11 protein-coding genes are annotated in these 19449 nt (G+C 36.4%); all 11 read left to right on the forward strand.

Annotation, left to right across the window (positions count from 1 at the left end; genetic code table 11):
• Window positions 1-36: 36 nt before the first annotated feature.
• The 11 genes from GQR94_RS09545 (at window position 37) to GQR94_RS09595 (ending at window position 19440) form a co-directional block, all read left to right on the forward strand.
• Window positions 37-2790, forward strand: a complete 2754-nt coding sequence (locus GQR94_RS09545; protein WP_158975282.1) for a Two component regulator three Y domain-containing protein — start codon at window positions 37-39, stop codon at window positions 2788-2790.
• Window positions 2791-3103: 313 nt separating this feature from the next.
• Window positions 3104-6121, forward strand: a complete 3018-nt coding sequence (locus GQR94_RS09550; RefSeq protein WP_158975283.1) for a TonB-dependent receptor — start codon at window positions 3104-3106, stop codon at window positions 6119-6121.
• Window positions 6122-6133: 12 nt separating this feature from the next.
• Complete coding sequence (locus GQR94_RS09555) at window positions 6134-7672, forward strand: RagB/SusD family nutrient uptake outer membrane protein (protein ID WP_158975284.1); 1539 nt, start codon at window positions 6134-6136, stop codon at window positions 7670-7672.
• Window positions 7673-7692: 20 nt separating this feature from the next.
• Window positions 7693-9477, forward strand: a complete 1785-nt coding sequence (locus GQR94_RS09560; RefSeq protein ID WP_158975285.1) for a LamG-like jellyroll fold domain-containing protein — start codon at window positions 7693-7695, stop codon at window positions 9475-9477.
• Between the two features lie 71 nt (window positions 9478-9548).
• The gene (locus tag GQR94_RS09565) at window positions 9549-10928 is read left to right on the forward strand and encodes a glucoamylase family protein (RefSeq protein WP_158975286.1); all 1380 of its coding nucleotides are present in this window, start codon (window positions 9549-9551) and stop codon (window positions 10926-10928) included.
• Between the two features lie 66 nt (window positions 10929-10994).
• Window positions 10995-12383 carry a glucoamylase family protein gene (locus GQR94_RS09570; RefSeq protein ID WP_158975287.1) on the forward strand — a complete coding sequence of 463 codons (1389 nt, stop codon included), beginning with the start codon at window positions 10995-10997 and terminating at the stop codon, window positions 12381-12383.
• Window positions 12373-13155 (forward strand): prolyl oligopeptidase family serine peptidase, encoded by a 783-nt coding sequence (locus tag GQR94_RS09575; RefSeq protein WP_158975288.1) that lies wholly within the window; start codon window positions 12373-12375, stop codon window positions 13153-13155. Before GQR94_RS09570 ends, GQR94_RS09575 begins: the two co-directional genes overlap by 11 nt.
• 31 nt (window positions 13156-13186) lie before the next feature.
• Entirely contained in the window at window positions 13187-15457 is a 2271-nt protein-coding gene (gene bglX, locus GQR94_RS09580) for a beta-glucosidase BglX (RefSeq protein WP_158975289.1), read from the forward strand.
• 10 nt (window positions 15458-15467) lie between these two features.
• On the forward strand, window positions 15468-17093 hold the full coding sequence (locus GQR94_RS09585; protein WP_158975290.1) for a sulfatase: 1626 nt from the start codon (window positions 15468-15470) through the stop codon (window positions 17091-17093).
• A gap of 165 nt (window positions 17094-17258) precedes the next feature.
• Window positions 17259-17822 (forward strand): type 1 glutamine amidotransferase domain-containing protein, encoded by a 564-nt coding sequence (locus GQR94_RS09590; RefSeq protein WP_158975291.1) that lies wholly within the window; start codon window positions 17259-17261, stop codon window positions 17820-17822.
• 97 nt (window positions 17823-17919) lie between these two features.
• Window positions 17920-19440, forward strand: a complete 1521-nt coding sequence (locus GQR94_RS09595) for a GH3 auxin-responsive promoter family protein (RefSeq protein ID WP_158975292.1) — start codon at window positions 17920-17922, stop codon at window positions 19438-19440.
• Window positions 19441-19449: the final 9 nt, after the last annotated feature.

Raw genomic sequence — 19449 nt, forward strand, 5'->3', positions numbered from 1 at the left:
ATTTTTAGAAGTACCATTAAATAATTTAATTGCAAAATGAAGTGTTATTACGGCATTATTATATTCCTTTTATCATTTTCCAATGCACTTTTTGGACAAAAGGTATTGCCCCCAATTTACAATTATAAAATATTTGACTATCAAGCAGCTAGTCAGAATTGGGATGTGGCAGTAGATGACTCTGGGGCGCTGTATGCCGCAAACAATAAAGGCTTGCTCTATTTTAATGGTGAAGAATGGGTACTTAATAAACTGCCAAATAATACCATTATAAGGGCTGTTAGTGTTTTAGATGATAAAATTTTCACAGGTTCTTACGAAGAGTTTGGGTATTGGCAGAAGAATGAGTTTGGTCTCTTGGATTATACGTCTTTAACGCACTTAATTAAAAATTACACCTTTACCAATGAGGAGTTTTGGCAAATAATTCCTTTTAATGATGCTATATTTTTCAGGTCTTTTTCTACGGTTTACAAGTATAAAGATGATAAAATTGAGGTTATTGATGTGGAGGGTGTTGTCACAGATATAGCAGTATATACTAACGAACTCTACATTGCGGGTGGTGGAACGGGGATTTATAAATATCAAGACACTCAACTCATCCCTCTTCCTAATTTGGAGGCACTTTTGGGTAAGACCATTATAGCCATGGCGAGTATTGACAATAAGCTTTTTATTGGCACAAAACTTAACGGATGCTATGTACTTGAAAATGGTATGCTACAGGAATGGGATCATGTCATAAATGAAGAGTTGAAAAAGCATCAGCTTAATGATATTGTTCCTTATCCAAATGATAAGATTGCTTTTGGGACGATTAAGAAAGGGGTGTTCCTTTATGATAAAATGCAAGATTCTTACATCAATCTAGATAGAGAAACGGGATTGCAAAACAATACGGTATTGTCTATTTTTCACTATGATAATCAATTATGGTTGGGCTTGGATAATGGTATAGATCGGATAAGAACAAATGCACCAATTACCTATTATACAGATTTTTCAGGCGCTGTAGGAACTACCTATGATATTGCTTACGTAGATGATGTTTTGTATTTAGGGAGCAATACTGGAATTTATTTCTTTGAGGATGATGCGTTGCAGTTTGTAGAAAATTCTCAAGGCCATGTATGGGATTTAAAGCTAATTGATGACGAATTATTTGCAGGCCATAATACAGGGACTTTTAAAGTGTCTAAAAATACATTAGAATTAGTTTCTTCGGTTTCGGGTGGCTACCAGATTGTAAAGGTTCCGGAAGAAGAGAGCAGTTACCTTCAAGGCACGTATATAGGGATTTCTAAATTCTCAAAAAATACAGAGGGTGCCTGGGAGGTTCAGCCTATTAAAGGCGTACAATTTCCTGTAAAACAATTGTGTTTTGAATCTAAAAATGTTGTTTGGGCAGCGCACCCTTATAAAGGGTTTTTTAGATTGAGACTCAATGAAGCCTTAGACAGTGTAGAGGAGGTTCAAGAGTTTACTCATGATGCCATCCCCAATAACTATAATGTTAAGGTATATAATGTAAAAAATCAGATTGTGCTATATGCAGATGGCATCTGGTATGCGTATAATGCAATTCTAAATAAAATTGAAGTATTTGAAGATTTTGAAAAATATAAAGGGAATGAACTTATTTATAATGATGGCGATTACTTTTGGTTCATAGATAATGAGAATAGTAAAGAAATTTTTTATACCAACCTAAGAGAGAAAAATCTTTCTATTGCAGAGAATGTACTAAAGAAACGTTTGGTGCCCGATGCGGAGAATGTTGTAAAGTTAAACGACTCTATTTTTATGCTTACGCTTAATGATGGGTTTGCTAAAATAAACTTAACTAAATTAAACAGCTACCTCGATAATTTTAATGTTCCTAAACCACAACTTTCTTATTTTAAGGATGAAGAACATCGTTTTTCTTTAGTGAAAGAAAATTTTCAGATTGATTACAAAAATTCTCAAAATATAAGCTTTCAAGTAGCTTCTCCCAATCTAACAAAGCCTAGATATTTTTATGAATTGTCAGGTGCTAAGGAACAAGCTAGTTATATAGATAGCGGTACCCTTCATTTTCAGAATTTGCCACATGGGTTTTATGAGGTTAATATTTCCACAGTAAGTATTGATGGTAAAATTTCTGAACCAAAGATAATCTCGTTTACCATTGCTCCACCATGGTATTTATCTGTAGTGAGTAAAGTAGTTTATGCATTAATTTTTCTGATGATTATCGTTCTTGTTAGACGTTATAATCGAAAGAAATTAGAGCGAAAACAGAAGAGCTTTGAAGAAAAAATGGACCGCAAGCAAGAAGAGCATTTAGCCAATCTAGAAAAAGAAAAACTTGCGAAAGAAATAAAACTAAAACAGCAAGAGTTAACGAGTACAACTTTAAATATTGCCAAAAAGAATGAGGTTATTTTAGAGTTGAAAAACATGGTAGTCATGAATAAGGATAAGTTCCCTAGTTCATCACGCTACGGGTCGTTTATAAAAAAGTTAGACAAATCGGTGAACGATTCTGAGGATTGGAAACGTTTTGAAGTTAACTTTAAAGAACTACATGAAGATTTCTTTGAAAGATTGCTTAAAGAGTTCCCTAAACTTACTCCCAAAGATCTAAAGCTTTGTGCGTATCTTAAAATGAATTTGTCTTCTAAAGAGATTGCGCCTTTAATGGGGATATCACTTCGTGGAGTAGAAATTCATAGGTATCGATTGCGAAAAAAACTACAAATAGATACATCAGAATACCTTTCTAGCTTTTTAATCACTTTTTAAGAATTGGCAGATAATTGGTAAATGCTAGTGCTAAAAATTAGCAATACCTCAATTTTTAGCGCATAAAAATTTATAAATAGCATAATAAAGCTTTAAATATGCCTTATTTACATTTTTTGAGTTACATCATTACTACATCACTATGTTAAAATTTTAACTTCAATAGCTCATTGTACTACTGCACCTACCCAGTAAATACTGCATCTAGCGCTGTAAAGTAGTTTGATGTAGTTATTATGTATCTAGAAACAAACACTACAACAAGGCTTGTTTTATACTTTAGCATCATTCTAACTCAATTTAATAAAGAACTATGAAAATAAGCAATGTAATATTGACGATTTCGTTTTTGCTGTTTCAATCGCTCTTATACAGTCAGGCTTCTGCTGTATCAGGAACAGTAACAGATAGTGATAATATACCCTTGCCGGGAGCATCGGTAGTATTAAAAGGTACCGCTACCGGAACTCAAACAGATTTTGATGGTAATTTTACTTTAGATAATGTTTCTGCTGATGGTGTTTTGGTCATTAGCTTTATCGGATACACGTCAAAAGAGGTTGCAGTAAACAACCAAACTACGCTGACTATTTCATTGCAAGAAGATGCGCAAGCATTAGATGAAATTGTTGTTGTCGGGTATGGTGAGATGAAAACTAAAGATTTAACATCGGCAATTACTACAATAAAATCTGAAGAACTCTCAGCTACACCAACTGGCCAAGCTATGCAGGCCTTGCAAGGAAAAGTAGCTGGTTTGCAGATTATTAACAATGGGGCTCCAGGGCAGTCACCAACGGTTCGTGTTCGTGGTATTGGTAGTTATGGCGGTTCTTCATCTCCTTTATATGTTGTAGACGGGATGTTTTTTGATGACATAGATTTTTTAAATACCGCTGATATTGCTTCTGTTTCTGTGTTGAAAGATGCATCTGCTGCTGCAATTTATGGGGTACGTGCAGCAAATGGCGTTGTTTTGATTGAAACTAAATCGGGTAAATTAAACCAGAAAGCGCAAATTACCTATGATGGGTATACGGGATACCAAAAGGCACAGAATATTTTGCCTCTAGCAAATTCTGAACAATTCACAACCATTGCTTTAGAATCTGGTTCTGCTCCAGACGCACAGTTTATTTTAAATGCAATGCAACGCTATGGCAGAAGTAGAGTAAATCCAAACGTTCCAGATGTAAATACAGATTGGTACAATGAAATTTTGCGTCCTGCAGCAATTCAGAACCATAGTTTTGGAGTAACTGGCGGAAGTGAAGATGCCACATACAGTATAGGTGTTAACTATTTTGAGCAGCAAGGTATTCTTAAGATGAAAAATGAATACCAGCGTTTTAATATTAGAAGTAAAATAGATTTTCAAGTTAATGATTGGTTGAAGGTTGGTGGTAATATGGTTTTGAGTAATGCTACCCGTTATGATGCGGAAGATTCAGCATGGAGATTGGCCTATTTTGCAGTGCCAATATTACCTGTATACGATCCGGAATTATTAAACAACTCTAATGTATATCCTAATAATTATGCGAATGCACAAGATTTAGGATATAGAGGAAGTCAGAATCCATTCGCAATTATGGATTTAAATGAAAACAGATTAAAAATTAGAAACGTTTTAGCTAATTTTTATGCGGAAATTGATGTTGTTCCTAATAAATTAAAGTTTAAAACAGCATACAACCATAATTTTGAAACTATAGAAGGTAGACAAGTAAGACTGCCATATTTTATTGGAAATAATTTTCAACGAGAAAATTCAGAGATTATTAAAAAAAATACAACAGTTTCTAATCAAATATGGGACAATACGTTAACCTATACAGAAAAATTTGGAAAGCATGATTTAACTGTTCTTGGAGGGACTTCTTTCAGAGATGAGTCGTATGAGCTTTTAGGAGCTACGGGATTAAATTTTCCAGTTACAGGTGATGCTTCTTACTATTTGTCACAATCCTTAACTACACCTGAGAATAGTGTAATAGATGACGGAGAAAGAGAATATGGCCTTTCATATTTTGGTCGGGTTTCTTATAATTTTGATAATAAATACCTATTGTATGGTACGTACCGTGCAGACGGAACAAATAAGTACCAAGAAAAATGGGGTTATTTTCCAACAGTTGGTGTTGGTTGGGTCGTTTCAGAAGAGTCTTTTATGGAAGACGTAACCTTGTTAGACTTTTTCAAATTACGTGCAAGTTGGGGTAAATTAGGAAATGATAGTGTGGACTCTAGTTCAGGATCTATTACTTCAACCGTAGTAACAACAGCTTTAGGTGATGAGCAATATAGTGGCTTAACCACGGGTAGTGATTTTACAGCTTTAAAATGGGAAGTAGTAGAAGAATTGAACTTTGGAATTACGTCAAGGCTTTTTAATAATAATTTAAGTCTTGAAGCAGACTATTACATCAGAGATACTAAAGATGCCGTAATTCCTGTAGAGAGACCTTTAATACCAGGAACTACAAGACAAAACGTTGGAGAAATAAGAAATCAAGGTTTAGAAGTGGCTCTTAATTGGAGTAAGCAAGTTTCTAAAGATTTCAGTTATTCTATAGGCGCTAATTTTGCAACACTAAGCAATGAAGTATTAGACCTAGACGGACCAGATTTTCTAGATGCTGGCTCTGCAGAATTCCGCCAACGTTCCATAGTAGGAGAATCAATATATGCTTTTTATGGTTTAGAAATAGAAGGTGTATATCAAAACGATGCAGAAATTCAAGCAGACCCTGTAGCTGTTGCTAATGGATTAGTTCCAGGAGATTTTAAATATAAAGATACCGATGGTGTAGAAGGAATAAATGATGATGACCGCGTGGTGTTGGGTTCCTTCTTACCGTCATATTCTTATGGCTTTAATCTTGGTTTTGAGTATAAAGGCTTTGATTTTTCTGCAAGTGGTTTAGGTCAAGGTGGGAATAAAATATTAAATCGTAAAAGAGGAGAAGTGATTTTTACGAGTGATACGAATATCGATAGAGATTTTGCTGTAAACCGTTGGCACGGTGAAGGTACTACCAATAGCTATCCATCTGCTGCAGGAATCCGTAAGGGGTGGAACCAAAAATTAAATGACTTTTTCGTGGAAGATGGGGGATTCTTTAGACTCCAAAACATCACATTAGGCTATACCATTAATAAAAATAATAGTATCAAAGGACTACCAAAAACTAGAATATACCTTACTGCAGAAAAACCATTAACGGTATTTAATTATAATGGGTTTAATCCGGAAGTCTCTAATGGGGTTGATAATGAAACGTATCCTATTCCTGCAATTTACACCTTTGGAGTTAATATTAAAATCTAAAAAATAAGACATATGAAATTGTTTAAAACATATACGACATCACTCTTGTTAGCCTTTTTTGGATTGGCAATAAGTGGGTGTGCAGATAATTTAAATGAGCCTGAGCTCAATAATACTTTTGCTGGAGCTACAGATTTTACAAAAACAGAGGACATGGTGCTTTCTGCGATTGGAGTGTATGCCGCTTTTCAATCTAGAGGATGGGAGCAGCCTTTATTATTATCGGTTAGAGGAGATGATGTTAATTCTGGTGGTTTAGGCGATCAACAAGATTTTGCTGCTACAGATTTGTTTACCTATAACAAAGATTATTGGATGTACAATTCTCTTTGGGAAAACATGTATGTAGATATTATTACAGCGCATACCGCAATGGAGCAGATAGAACGCTACCAAGAATTTGCCGATCCAGATGGTGTGGCCTTAGGAAATCAATATATCGCTGAAGCAAAAGTGCTTAGAGGAATGATGTTGCTTCAAGTTTCTCAAGTTTGGGGAGATGTATTTATTCCTACCTCATCAAATACGGGAGATTTATTAGAAGTTACGGTATTACCAACAAAAGATGAGGTGATGCAGCATATCTCAGACCAAATGGATGAGGCTATTCCTGTTTTACCTGCTGGTAGACCTAACGAAAGAACAGATATCCCTGGGGGAGTTACTAAAAATACTGCTTTGGCTATCAAGGCAATGGCAAATCAAGAATTAAAGAATTATCAAGCGGTAGCGGATGCCACAGGTGAGATAATTAACTCGGGTTCTTTTAGTTTGTTTTCTGATTTCTATGAATTGTTCAAGACTCCAGGAAAGCTAAGTGATGAAGCATTATTAGAGATGCAATTCTCAGATTTTGGACAAGGTGAAGGTGATAGTTCAAACCATTTATTAGCACCATATGGGCCACAAGGCTGGACGCCAGATGTAGAAGGCTCTTCTAGTGGATGGGGTTTTTATGAGCCTAGTCTAAAATTTATAAAATTTATGCTAGATAGAGGAGAAACAGTACGTTTGGAAACAAGTGTTCTGTTTACAGATCGCGGAATTGAAGCCTTGCAAGCTGATCCTGATTATGCCAATTTACCAAGTTTTGTTAATAAAACAACTAGAGATAACGATGTAATTAATGATTATTCTCGTGCCTTATTTGCAAGTGGTAAGCACTATTTACCTTCTAACCAATTAATAGAGGGCAGAACAGACTATGGCAGTAATAAAAACTATAATGTTATTCGTTATGCAGAAATACTTTTAATGTATGCAGAAGCAGTTACCCAAGGGGCTACAGCAAGTTCAATCACGGCTGATGAAGCGGTTAATCTTGTAAGAGCAAGATCTAATATGCCTACATTATCTGGGGTTACACTAGATCAAGTTATTGATGAAAAATTTGCTGAACTAGGAATGGAATGGGGCAAGCGCTATTTTGATCTTATTAGATTAGAGCGTTATGATGAGCTTAATTATGACGGTAGAACCTTTTCAGAAAACTTGAAATTCTTGCCTTATCCGCAAGCACAAGTAGACCAATTCTCAATTTTAAGCAACTAATCCAACTAAAAACAAAAACCATGAAAAAATTAAAATATAGTGTATTGGCTTTGGTTGCAGTATTTTTTATGTATTCCTGTGATGAAGGTATAGACGGGATAACGCAAGTAGATCCTGGAGTAGATGCAACAGCTCCAGCAATAAAAATAAATTACCCAAAAGAGGGCATTGAGGTTAACGTATTAGCAGCGTTGGCAGATATTACTATTGATTTTGAAGTTACAGATGATATTGAAGTCAAAGATATTACGGTTTTTTTAGACGATGTAGAAATTGGAACGTTTACTTCTTTTAAAGATTATCGTCGGGTTTTAATTGATGATTTGGTGTATAGTGGATTAGAAGATGGGACTCACGTATTGACAATTTCTGCAACAGATATAGAAGGAAAAAATACGACAAGTTCTGTGAGCTTCGAAAAAGTACCTGCTTACGTTAAAAAGTATGATGGAGAAGTACTTTACATGCCTTTTGATGGTGATTATGTAGATTTAATTAGTTTTCAATCTGCAACTATAGTAGGTACGCCAAGTTTCACTGACGATGCGCTAAATGGAACCAGTGCCTATGCAGGAGCAATAGATTCGTATTTGACTTTTCCTGCAGAAGATTTAAAAACACAAGAATTTAGTGCTGTCTTTTGGACGAAAGTAAATGCAGTTCCGGACAGAGCAGGTTTGTTGGCTATGAGTCCGCCATTAGATGCTTCTGGAGGGAACGTATTAACTTCAGGATATCGTTTTTTTAGAGAGAATGCCAATGGTTTACAGCGTTTTAAATTAAACGCTGGTACAGGAGTAGATAATACTTGGGTAGATGGTGGTGAGGCTGCAGATGTAGATCCTTCTGCTGGTAAATGGGTGAATATGGCATTTACCGTGTCAGGCACCGAGGCTAGTGTTTATATTGATGGGCAATTGGTGAAGCAAGTACCTTTCAATGGTATAGATTGGACGGATGTAGCGGTACTATCTATTATGTCTGGCGCTCCTAATTTTAGTGGTTGGGACCATAAATCAGATTTAGGTTTTATGGATGAACTTAGAATCTTTAATAAATCGCTTTCTCAAGCAGAAATTGAAACTATTATTCAAGATGATTCTGGCGTAGGTCCAAATACATACACCGGTACCTTTGATGGGGAAATGTTTTACATGCCATTTGATGGTGATCATATAGATTTATTTAGTACCAATGAAGCTACAATTGTTGGTAACGCAGGTTTTGCAGGCGAAGCTAAAGTTGGTACCAACGCTTATGCAGGAGCAGCAGATTCATATTTGACAGTGCCAACAACAGGACTAACTACTCCAGAATTTAGTGCTGCAATGTGGTATAAAGTAAATGATACTCCAGATAGAGCGGGTATTCTTACCGTAGGCCCTCCAGATACAGAAAATGCCGGTTATCCAGAAATTCAAAACTTGCGTACAAGTGGGTTTAGATTGTTAAGGGAGAATGCAGACGGCCTACAACGTATTAAACTTAATGTTGGAAATGGTGATGGAGAAGAATGGGCAGACGGAGTTACAGCAGCAGATATTGATCCAGCGGCGGGAGAATGGGTGCATTTAGCATTTACAATCTCAGAAACTACCACTGTGGTATATATTAACGGTGTGGCCGTTGCTACTGTAGAAACAGGAATTAGTTGGGCAAATTGCGATTTGGTTTCTATAGGTTCTGGTGCGCCAAGATTTACAGAATGGGGTCATGGTGCAGATCTCAGCTATTTTGATGAATTGCGGTTTTTCAATAAAGCCTTGACACCAGAGCAAGTAACCGCAGTGATGAATGCGAATTAGAATAATTACCCTATAAAAGTAGGTTTAGAGCGCTTTTGTAAAAGCGATAATAATATACGTTGATAGTGCATATGAAGATTTTAGTAAAGGTGATAGTGAGTTTAGTTTTAGTGGCTGTTGTATCTGTAGTTGAGGGATGCAATGGCCGCAAGGCTAAGAATGAAAAAGAAATAAAGACTTCAGAAAAAGAAGAAGCTACAATTTCTGACAATGAATTATTAGACAAAATACAGCGACAAACTTTTGACTATTTCTGGGAAGGTGCAGAACCAACCTCTGGTTTGGCAAGAGAACGTATTCATTTAGATAGTATTTATCCTTCTCATGATAGAAATATTATTACTATTGGAGGATCTGGTTTTGGTTTAATGGCTATCCTTGTAGGAGTAGAAAGAGGTTTTATCACCAGAGAACAAGCTGTAGCGCGATATGAAAAAATGCTAAGCTTTTTAGAGAAGGCAGATCGCTTTCATGGGGCTTGGCCTCATTGGTTGCAACCTTCAGGAAAAACAGCGCCTTTTAGTAGCAAAGATGATGGAGGAGATTTGGTAGAAACGGCTTTCTTGATTCAAGGATTACTTACTGCTAAAGAATATTTCAATTTATCTAATGACAAGGAATTAGCCATTAGAGAACGTATTCAAAAACTTTGGGAAGAAGTAGAGTTTGATTGGTATACTAAAGGTGAAAATGTATTGTACTGGCACTGGTCTCCAAACCATGGTTGGGATATGAACTTTCCAGTAGGTGGGTATAATGAAGCTTTAATCATGTATATTTTAGGGGCAGCATCACCAACACATCCTATAAAAAAAGAAGTGTATGATCAAGGTTGGGCATCAAACGGGAATATAGCCAAGGATACAACCTATTATGGATTAGAAACAGAATTAAATCATTATGAGCATGATAAGTCGCCAGTAGGGCCTTTATTTTGGGCCCACTATTCATATTTAGGTCTTAATCCAAAAGGCTTATCAGATAAGTATGCAAATTATTGGAAACTGAATCAAAATCATGCTTTGATTCATTATAAGCATGCCGTTGCTAATCCAAATAAATTTAAAGGATACGGTGAAAAGGCATGGGGATTTACCTCTAGTTATTCTATGAATGGATATGCGGGTCACCGTCCAGATAATGATTTAGGGGTTATCTCGCCAACAGCAGCTTTATCCTCAATGCCATATACTCCAAAAGAGAGTTTAGCCTTCTTAAGATATTTATATACGGAACAAGATAGTCTTATAGGTAAATATGGCCCTTATGATGCGTATAGCTTAACAGATAATTGGAGCTTGCCTAGGTATTTGGCCATAGATCAAGGGCCAATTCCAGTGATGATAGAAAATTATAGAAGTGGCATGTTATGGTATTATTTCATGAAAAATGAAGATGTACATAAAGGCTTAAATGCTTTGGAGTTTACCTATGTGATGCCCAAAGAATAAGTGTTAAATTTATAATGTATTCCATTTCTAACTACGAATTGTTTTTAAGACTTTTATTTTATCCAGATGAATTACATAAAATATACCCTCTTATCTTCTCTTTTATTAGTTGTTTTCTCTTGTTCCAAAAGTGATTCTCAAGGCCCTACGGGGGTATCAGAATTACCGGAAACTCCAGTAACTCCAGAAGAACCTGTTATTTCAATTACAGATGAAGAGTTATTAGATGTTACACAGGAGACTACGTTTAAATATTTTTGGGATTATGCACATCCAAGTTCTGGAGGGGCAAAAGAAAGATACCATCCTAATGATCCGGATAATGATGCAAATACGGTAACTATTGGCGGTACAGGTTTCGGTTTAATGGCAATTTTAGTGGGTATTGAACGAAACTATGTATCAAGAGCAGATGCTGTAAATCGCTTAACTAAAATTGTTACTTTTTTAGATACAGCAGATCGTTTTCACGGTGCTTGGCCGCATTGGGTAGATGGGGATACAGGAAAAGTAAAGCCTTTTAGTGCGCTAGATGACGGTGGAGATTTAGTAGAAACGGCTTTCTTAGTACAAGGACTTATCTGTGTAAAAGAATACTTTAAAGACGGCTCTGAAGCAGAACAAGCATTAGCGAATAAAGCAGACGAACTTTGGAAAGGTGTAGAATGGAACTGGTACACACAAGCAGAAGAGGCCTTGTTTTGGCATTGGAGTCCCGCGAACGGATTTGCTATTAACCTCGCTTTAAAAGGGTATAACGAAACGTTAATTACTTATGTATTAGCCGCAGCCTCTCCTGATTACAGCATATCAAAATCTGTATATGATGGCGGATGGGCTACCAACGGTACGTTTACATCTTCCAACAGTGCTTACGGATTCCCATTATTGGTGAACCACGCTGGGGCAGAACAGTTAGGAGGTCCGCTTTTTTTCTCACACTATTCCTTTTTAGGATTAAACCCAAATGGCCTTGCAGATGCTTATGTCAACTATGGCGAGGTAAGTATAAATCATAGTAAGATTAATTATAATTATGCCATTGCTAATCCTAAGAATTACAAAGACTACGGCGAGGATTGTTGGGGTTTAACGGCAAGCTATTCTAGAAATACAGATGGTAGCTTAGGATATGCAGCTCATGCACCTAATAATGATTTAGGCGTTATTTCTCCTACGGCTGCAATTAGTTCAATAGTGTATACCCCTGAGGAGTCTTTACAAGCATTACATTACTTCTACGGAAAAAAAGAGGAGCTCTTAGGAACTGCTGGTTTTTATGACGCTTTTAGTCCGCAATACAATTGGGTAGCAGAGGCTTATTTAGCTATAGATCAAGGACCACAAATTATCATGATAGAAAATTATAGATCAGGATTGTTATGGCAATTGTTCATGCAAAATGATGAGGTAAAAGCTGGCTTAACAAAATTAGAATTCACCTATGGAAATTAAAAAATTAGCTTACGCGGTACTCTTTCTTTTTGTTGCATTTTATGCACAAGCACAAGAGGAAAACTATCAAAAAGAAAGTTTTATTCAAGATTCAGATACGCTAAAGTATCGCATTATGTATCCCAAAGATTTCATAGATACCAATCAATACCCCATCGTATTTTTTTTACATGGAGCAGGAGAGCGTGGTGCAGATAATGAAACGCAATTAACCCATGGTAGCGCTTTGTTTGCTAGTGAAGAAAGTTTAGAAAACTTCCCTGCGATTGTTGTCTTTCCACAATGCCCAAAAGAAGATTATTGGTCAAATGCTAAGGTGAATAGAAAATCAAAACCTGTTTCTTTAAAGTTTAAATACCATAGAAAACCAACACAGGCAATGCATATGGTAATGCAATTAGTAGATGAGTTGGTAGGAAAACCTTTTGTAAAAGAAGATCAAATCTATGTCATGGGCTTATCTATGGGCGGAATGGGCACCTATGAAATTTTGCATAGAAAGCCAGAAACGTTTGCAGCAGCAATTGCCATTTGCGGTGGTGGTGATGAGAAAGGTTCTGAAGAATTTGCAAAGAAAGTACCCTTATGGATTTTCCATGGCGCTAAGGATGATGTCGTAGATCCAAAATTATCCCTAGAAATGGCTTCGAAAATCATAGCCTATGGTGGGCATCCAAATGTTACCATTTATAGTGATGCTAATCATAACAGTTGGGATTCAGCATTCGCAGAGCCAGAATTACTCCCTTGGTTATTTGCACAAAAAAAATAAGTCAGTTACAATTTTAAATAGCATAGTAAAAATGAAATTAAAAGTCTTACATATTTTAACACTAGCCGCATTTTTTGCAGCTCCTTCAATACAGGCACAGCGTACAATTCCCGAAGTAGAAGCATTATTAAAAAAGATGACTATTGAGGAGAAAATTGGGCAGTTAAATTTAGTTACTCCAGGTGGCGGTATTGCTACAGGTTCTGTGGTAAGTTCTAATGTAGAGGAAAAAATTAAAGCCGGTCAGGTTGGAGGCTTATTCGGAATTTCCGGACCGGAGAAAATTAAGACAGCGCAAGATTTTGCCGTAAAAAAAACACGTTTAGGAATCCCTCTTTTTTTTGGATCTGATATTATTCACGGCTATAAAACCACCTTTCCGATTCCTTTAGGATTATCGTCTTCTTGGGATATGGAATTAATGAAAAGAACAGCACAGATCGCGGCATTAGAAGCTACTGCCGACGGAATTAATTGGAATTTTTCTCCAATGGTTGATATTTCTCGTGATCCTCGTTGGGGAAGAATTTCTGAAGGCGCTGGGGAAGATCCTTATTTGGGTTCTCAGATTGCCAAAGCAATGGTGACGGGGTATCAAGGTGAAGACCTTATGGCCAAGAATACCATGTTGGCAACTGTAAAACATTTTGCCCTTTATGGAGCTGCAGAAGCAGGTAGAGATTACAATTCTGTAGATATGAGCCGACTTAAAATGTATAATGAGTACCTACCGCCATACAAAGCAGCTATAGATGCTGGTGTGGGTAGTGTTATGAGTTCTTTTAATGATATTGACGGTATTCCTGCCTCTGGAAATAAATGGTTGTTAACAGATTTACTGAGAGATGATTGGAAGTTTAACGGTTTTGTGGTTTCAGATTATACTTCTGTCAATGAAATGATAGCTCATGGTTTAGGAGATTTACAAGCCGTATCTGCTTTATCATTAAAAGCTGGTTTAGATATGGATATGGTGGGCGAAGGTTTTTTAACCACCTTAAAAAAATCGCTGGAAGAAGGAAAAGTTACAGAGGAGGAAATTACCACTGCTTGCCGTAGAATATTAGAGGCAAAATTTAATTTAGGACTATTTGATGATCCTTATAAATACATAGATAAAAAACGACCTGCTAAAGATATTCTGAAAGATGAAAATAGAGCTTTAGCAAGAGAGGCTGCAAAAAAATCATTCGTATTATTTAAAAACGAATCTAAAAATTTACCCCTTCAAAAAAATGCCAAAATTGCTTTAATAGGCGATTTGGCAAATAGTAAAGACAATATGTTAGGTACATGGGCCCCTACTGGAGATCCGCAACTCTCTGTTTCTATTCTTCAAGGCTTTAAAAATGTAGCTCCTAATGCAATAATTTCTTATGCCAAGGGAGCCAATATTACGGATGACGCTGCACTTGCCACGAAAATTAATGTATTTGGAGAACGCGTAACTATAGATAAACGCAGTGCGGAGGTTATGCTTGCTGAAGCGGTAGCTTTAGCAAAAGAAGCAGATGTGGTGGTAGCTGTAGTAGGGGAGGCTACTGAGTTTACAGGAGAATCTTCTAGTAGAACAGACATCTCTATACCTCAAAGTCAGAAAAAATTAATACGAGCTTTAGCAGCAACAGGCAAACCTTTGGTGCTTGTTTTAATGAGTGGTAGGCCTTTGGTTTTAGAAGAAGAGCTTGCTTTACCAGCTAGTATTCTTCAAGTGTGGTTTCCTGGAGTAGAAGCAGGGAACGCCATTGCAGATGTGGTGTTCGGAGATTACAATCCGTCTGGTAAATTAACTGCTACATGGCCTAGAAATGTGGGTCAGATTCCTATCTATCACAGTATAAAGAACACAGGTAGACCGCAACCAACGGCCGAATTTGAAAAGTTTAAATCTAATTACTTAGATGCTCCAAATACTCCTTTATTACCTTTTGGTTACGGATTAAGTTATACCGAATTTGAGTATAGTAATTTAAAGGTAAATACTTCTCAAATACGCCAAAATGAACCCTTAACAGTTACGGTAAGTGTTAAAAACACCGGCGATTTTGATGGGGAAGAAGTGGTGCAGCTATACCTTAGAGATGTGGTAAGAAGCATTACGCAACCGGTAAAACAGTTGAAAGGGTTCAAAAAAGTAATGCTTAAAAAAGGAGAAACCAAACAGGTAACCCTCACATTAACTCCAGAAGATTTAAAATTTTATAATTCTTATTTAGAATTTGTAGCGGAGCCTGGAGATTTTGAGATCTATGTGGGCACTAATTCTGATGCTACTTTAACTGCTACGTTTAGCTTGAACTAAAAGTATTTTAATGAGATATTTGGTCTTTTCTTTTTTAGTTTTATGGTTTGTGTCTTGTGCTAATAAGGAAAAAAGTAAAGAGAAGAAAAGGCCAAATATTATTTTTATCATGTCTGATGATCATGCAATGCAAGCCATTAGCGCTTATGGTCATCCTATAAGTAAAATAGCACCTACTCCTAATATTGATAGGATTGCGGACAATGGCGCGCTTTTTAAGCATAGTTATGTGACCAATTCTATTTGCGGTCCTAGTAGGGCGGTTATATTAACAGGAAAGCACAGTCATATCAACGGGTTTAGAAAAAACGGAGACCATTTTGATGGTGCCCAACTTACATTGCCAAAGCTGATGCAGAAAGTGGGATATCAAACGGCTTTATTTGGCAAGTGGCACTTGAATGGATATCCAGAAGGCTTTGATCATTGGAAAATAATTGTGGATCAAGGGAATTACTACAATCCAGATTTTATTGAAAATGGCGATACTACCCGTATAGAAGGATATGCTACGGATATTATTACTAATGATGCTTTAGATTGGTTAAAAGACAGGAAGCAAGATACTACACCCTTTTTTCTAATGGTACAGCATAAGGCTCCGCATAGAAATTGGATGCCTGCGCTCCGTCATGCAAACAAATATGATAGTGTTTTATTTCCGCTTCCAGATACATACTTTCCAACTTTTGAGAATCAATTGGCAAGTGCAGCACAATTGCAAACCATTTATAAGGATATGTATGAGGGTCATGATTTAAAAATGACGCAAGAATATGGCAGTGCTACATTAGCTCACAATCCATGGCCTATAGATTTTGACCGGATGACTTTAGCGCAAAGGAAAGCCTGGGATGAAGCTTATCTTGCTAAAAATAATGCGCTCCATACCGCAGATTTACACGGAGAAGCTTTAGCAAGGTGGAAAGGACAGCGGTACCTCCAAGATTATATGGCGACGATTGCAGCTGTAGATGAAGGCGTAGGGCAGTTATTAGATTACCTAAAAGAACATAAGCTAGAAGAGAATACTATAATTGTGTATACTTCTGATCAAGGGTTTTATTTGGGTGAAAAAGGATGGTTTGACAAGCGGTTTATGTACGAAGTATCTTTTGGAACTCCACTGTTGATGCAATATTCAGGAACGATAAAAGGCAATACGACTATTAATGCTATGGTACAGAATTTAGATTTTGCTCCCACATTTTTAGATTTTGCAGGAATACCAGAATATGCATCAGAAATGCAAGGAGAATCATTCAAAGGTTTGCTAACCGGGAATGTGGATGAAGATGATTTTAGAAAGGTGATTTACTATCACTATTACGATTATCCGGCTTTTCATATGGTGAAAAAACATTACGGAATTAGAACTCAGAACTACAAACTTATTCATTTTTTTGACGATATAGATGCATGGGAACTCTATGATCTTGAGAATGACCCTAAAGAACTTCATAACGTAATTGATGATATTAATTACAGATATGTGCGTGCTATGATGCACAAAAAATTAGATAGTGTTCAAAAAGTCTATAAGGTCACAGACAAAGAATTTGAGAAAGCTCCGCAAGAGCAAATAGATAAGGCTCATAAACAGTTTAAAGGTTTAAGAGGGACACCTATGGAGTAATACCCATTACTACACATGTGACAAAAAAATTTTGAGTACTAACGCTTTGCTTATGCGTTCATTATACATGTATTAGAGCACATTTTTTATTCGAATCAGTTGTAATTTTACGTGGTATACTCGCAAGAGTAGTATGTAAAAGACTAATGAATAAAAAATATATCTATGAAACTACAAAACAAAAAAGTAGCCATTCTAGCTACAGACGGATTTGAAAAATCTGAATTATTTGAGCCCCTTACTGCTTTAAAAAATGAAGGAGCATCTGTAGACATAATTTCAATTAAAGAAGGTGAAATAAAAAGTTGGGAAGATAAAAATTGGGGAGAAGCTATTGAAGTTACCAAACTAGTAAAAGATGCGAAAGAATTTGATTATGATGCGTTGGTTTTACCAGGAGGTGTAGCTAATCCAGATACCTTAAGAACGGACGAAGATTCCATACAGTTTATACAAAGCTTCTTTAAGAGTCATAAACCGGTGGCTGCTATTTGTCATGCGCCTTGGTTGCTAATTAGCGCTGGGGTTATTGAAAATAGAGAAGTAACATCGTTTAAAAGTATTAAAGATGATGTGTTGAACGCTGGAGCAACTTGGTTAGATAAAGAAGTTGTTGTAGATAACGGCCTTGTTACGAGTAGAAATCCTGACGATTTGCCCGCATTTATAAGTAAAGTAATTGAAGAAATTGGCGAGGGAAAACATGACAGGCAGGTTGCTAACGCTTAACTTCTTAATGGAAATAAGCACACTTTAACTAATATACAATCGGTCAGGAAAGTTCCTAGGCCGATTTTTTTCTAACCAACATAATACATTAAATTCCATGGCTATTTTAGGAGCAGTAATAAAGGGCATCATAGATCTAAAAGATATACTTACCCCAGAATCCAACCCTGTTCAAGAACAAGAACAAGTATTAAAAGATTTGCTTGATAAAGCAAAGGATACTGAGTTTGGCATTCATTATAAATTTGATCAACTTTTAGCATCAGAAAATACGTCTAAGCAGTTTTCAGAAACTATTCCCTTTTTTGATTATAATAAAATGAATGCGGAATGGTGGCATAAACTGCATGAAGGTGGCGAAAATATTACGTGGCCAGGAAAGCCAGACTATTACGCGTTGAGTTCAGGTACTACGGGAAAAACAAGCAAGAAAATTCCAGTAACATATGACATGATTGCTGCTATAAAAAGTACAGGTATAGATCAAGTAGCTGCGTTAGCAAATTTTGATTTACCTGCAGAATTCTTTGAAAAAGGTATTTTAATGTTGGGGAGTTCTACAGATCTAACAGATAAGGACACGCATCTGGAGGGAGAAATAAGTGGGATAAGCGCGAGTAATATTCCGTTTTGGTTTAGAGATTATTATAAACCAGGAGAAGAAATTGCACAAATTGAGGATTGGGACGAACGTGTTCAAAAAATATCTGATAATGCCAAAAATTGGGATATTGGAGCCTTAAGCGGTATTCCTTCTTGGATAGAATTAATGCTAGGAAAAGTAATAGCAGACCATAATTTAAATAACATACATGAAATATGGCCCAACCTTCAAGTGTACACTTCTGGAGGTGTAGCCTTCGGTCCTTATGAAAAGAGCTTTATGGCTTTAATGGGGAAACCTATAACAGTTATAGATACCTATTTAGCATCAGAAGGGTTTGTAGCTTTCCAATCTAGGCCAGAAACAGCTGCTATGAAATTAGCTACGAACAACGGAATCTATTTTGAGTTTGTGCCTTTCAAACCAGAATACATCAATCAAGATGGATCATTGACTAATAATGCCCCTACCTTGAGACTTTCTGAAGTAGAAAAAGATCAAGACTATGCCTTAATCCTTAGTACGGTTTCAGGAACGTGGCGTTACCTTATTGGAGATACTATTGAGTTTACAGATATAGAACGAGCAGAAATTAAAATTACAGGAAGAACCAAATTCTTTTTAAATACAGTCGGTTCTCAGTTATCAGTAAATAAATTGGACGATGCTGTTAATTATATAGAAGAAGTATTTAATGTAAAAATACCTGAATATACGTTGTGTGCTAAACGTTTTGAGGACGATTTTTACCACAGCTGGTATTTAGGTTGTGAGAGCAATTTAGTTATTGAAGAGGTGGTTGCTGCTTTAGATGAACATTTAAAAGAAGCCAATAAAAATTATAGAGTTGCCCGTTCTAAAGCATTAAAAGGTGTAAAAGTAGCCGTTATTTCTCCTTCCGTTTTTCATGAATGGAGTGGTACTAATAAAAAGAAAGGTGGTCAAGTAAAAATGGAACGTGTGATGAATGAAGAAAAGTTTAAAACATGGGAAGAATTTGTAGCAAAACAATAGTTGTAAGTA

Source organism: Cellulophaga sp. L1A9 (assembly GCF_009797025.1).
Classification (GTDB): Bacteria; Bacteroidota; Bacteroidia; order Flavobacteriales; family Flavobacteriaceae; genus Cellulophaga.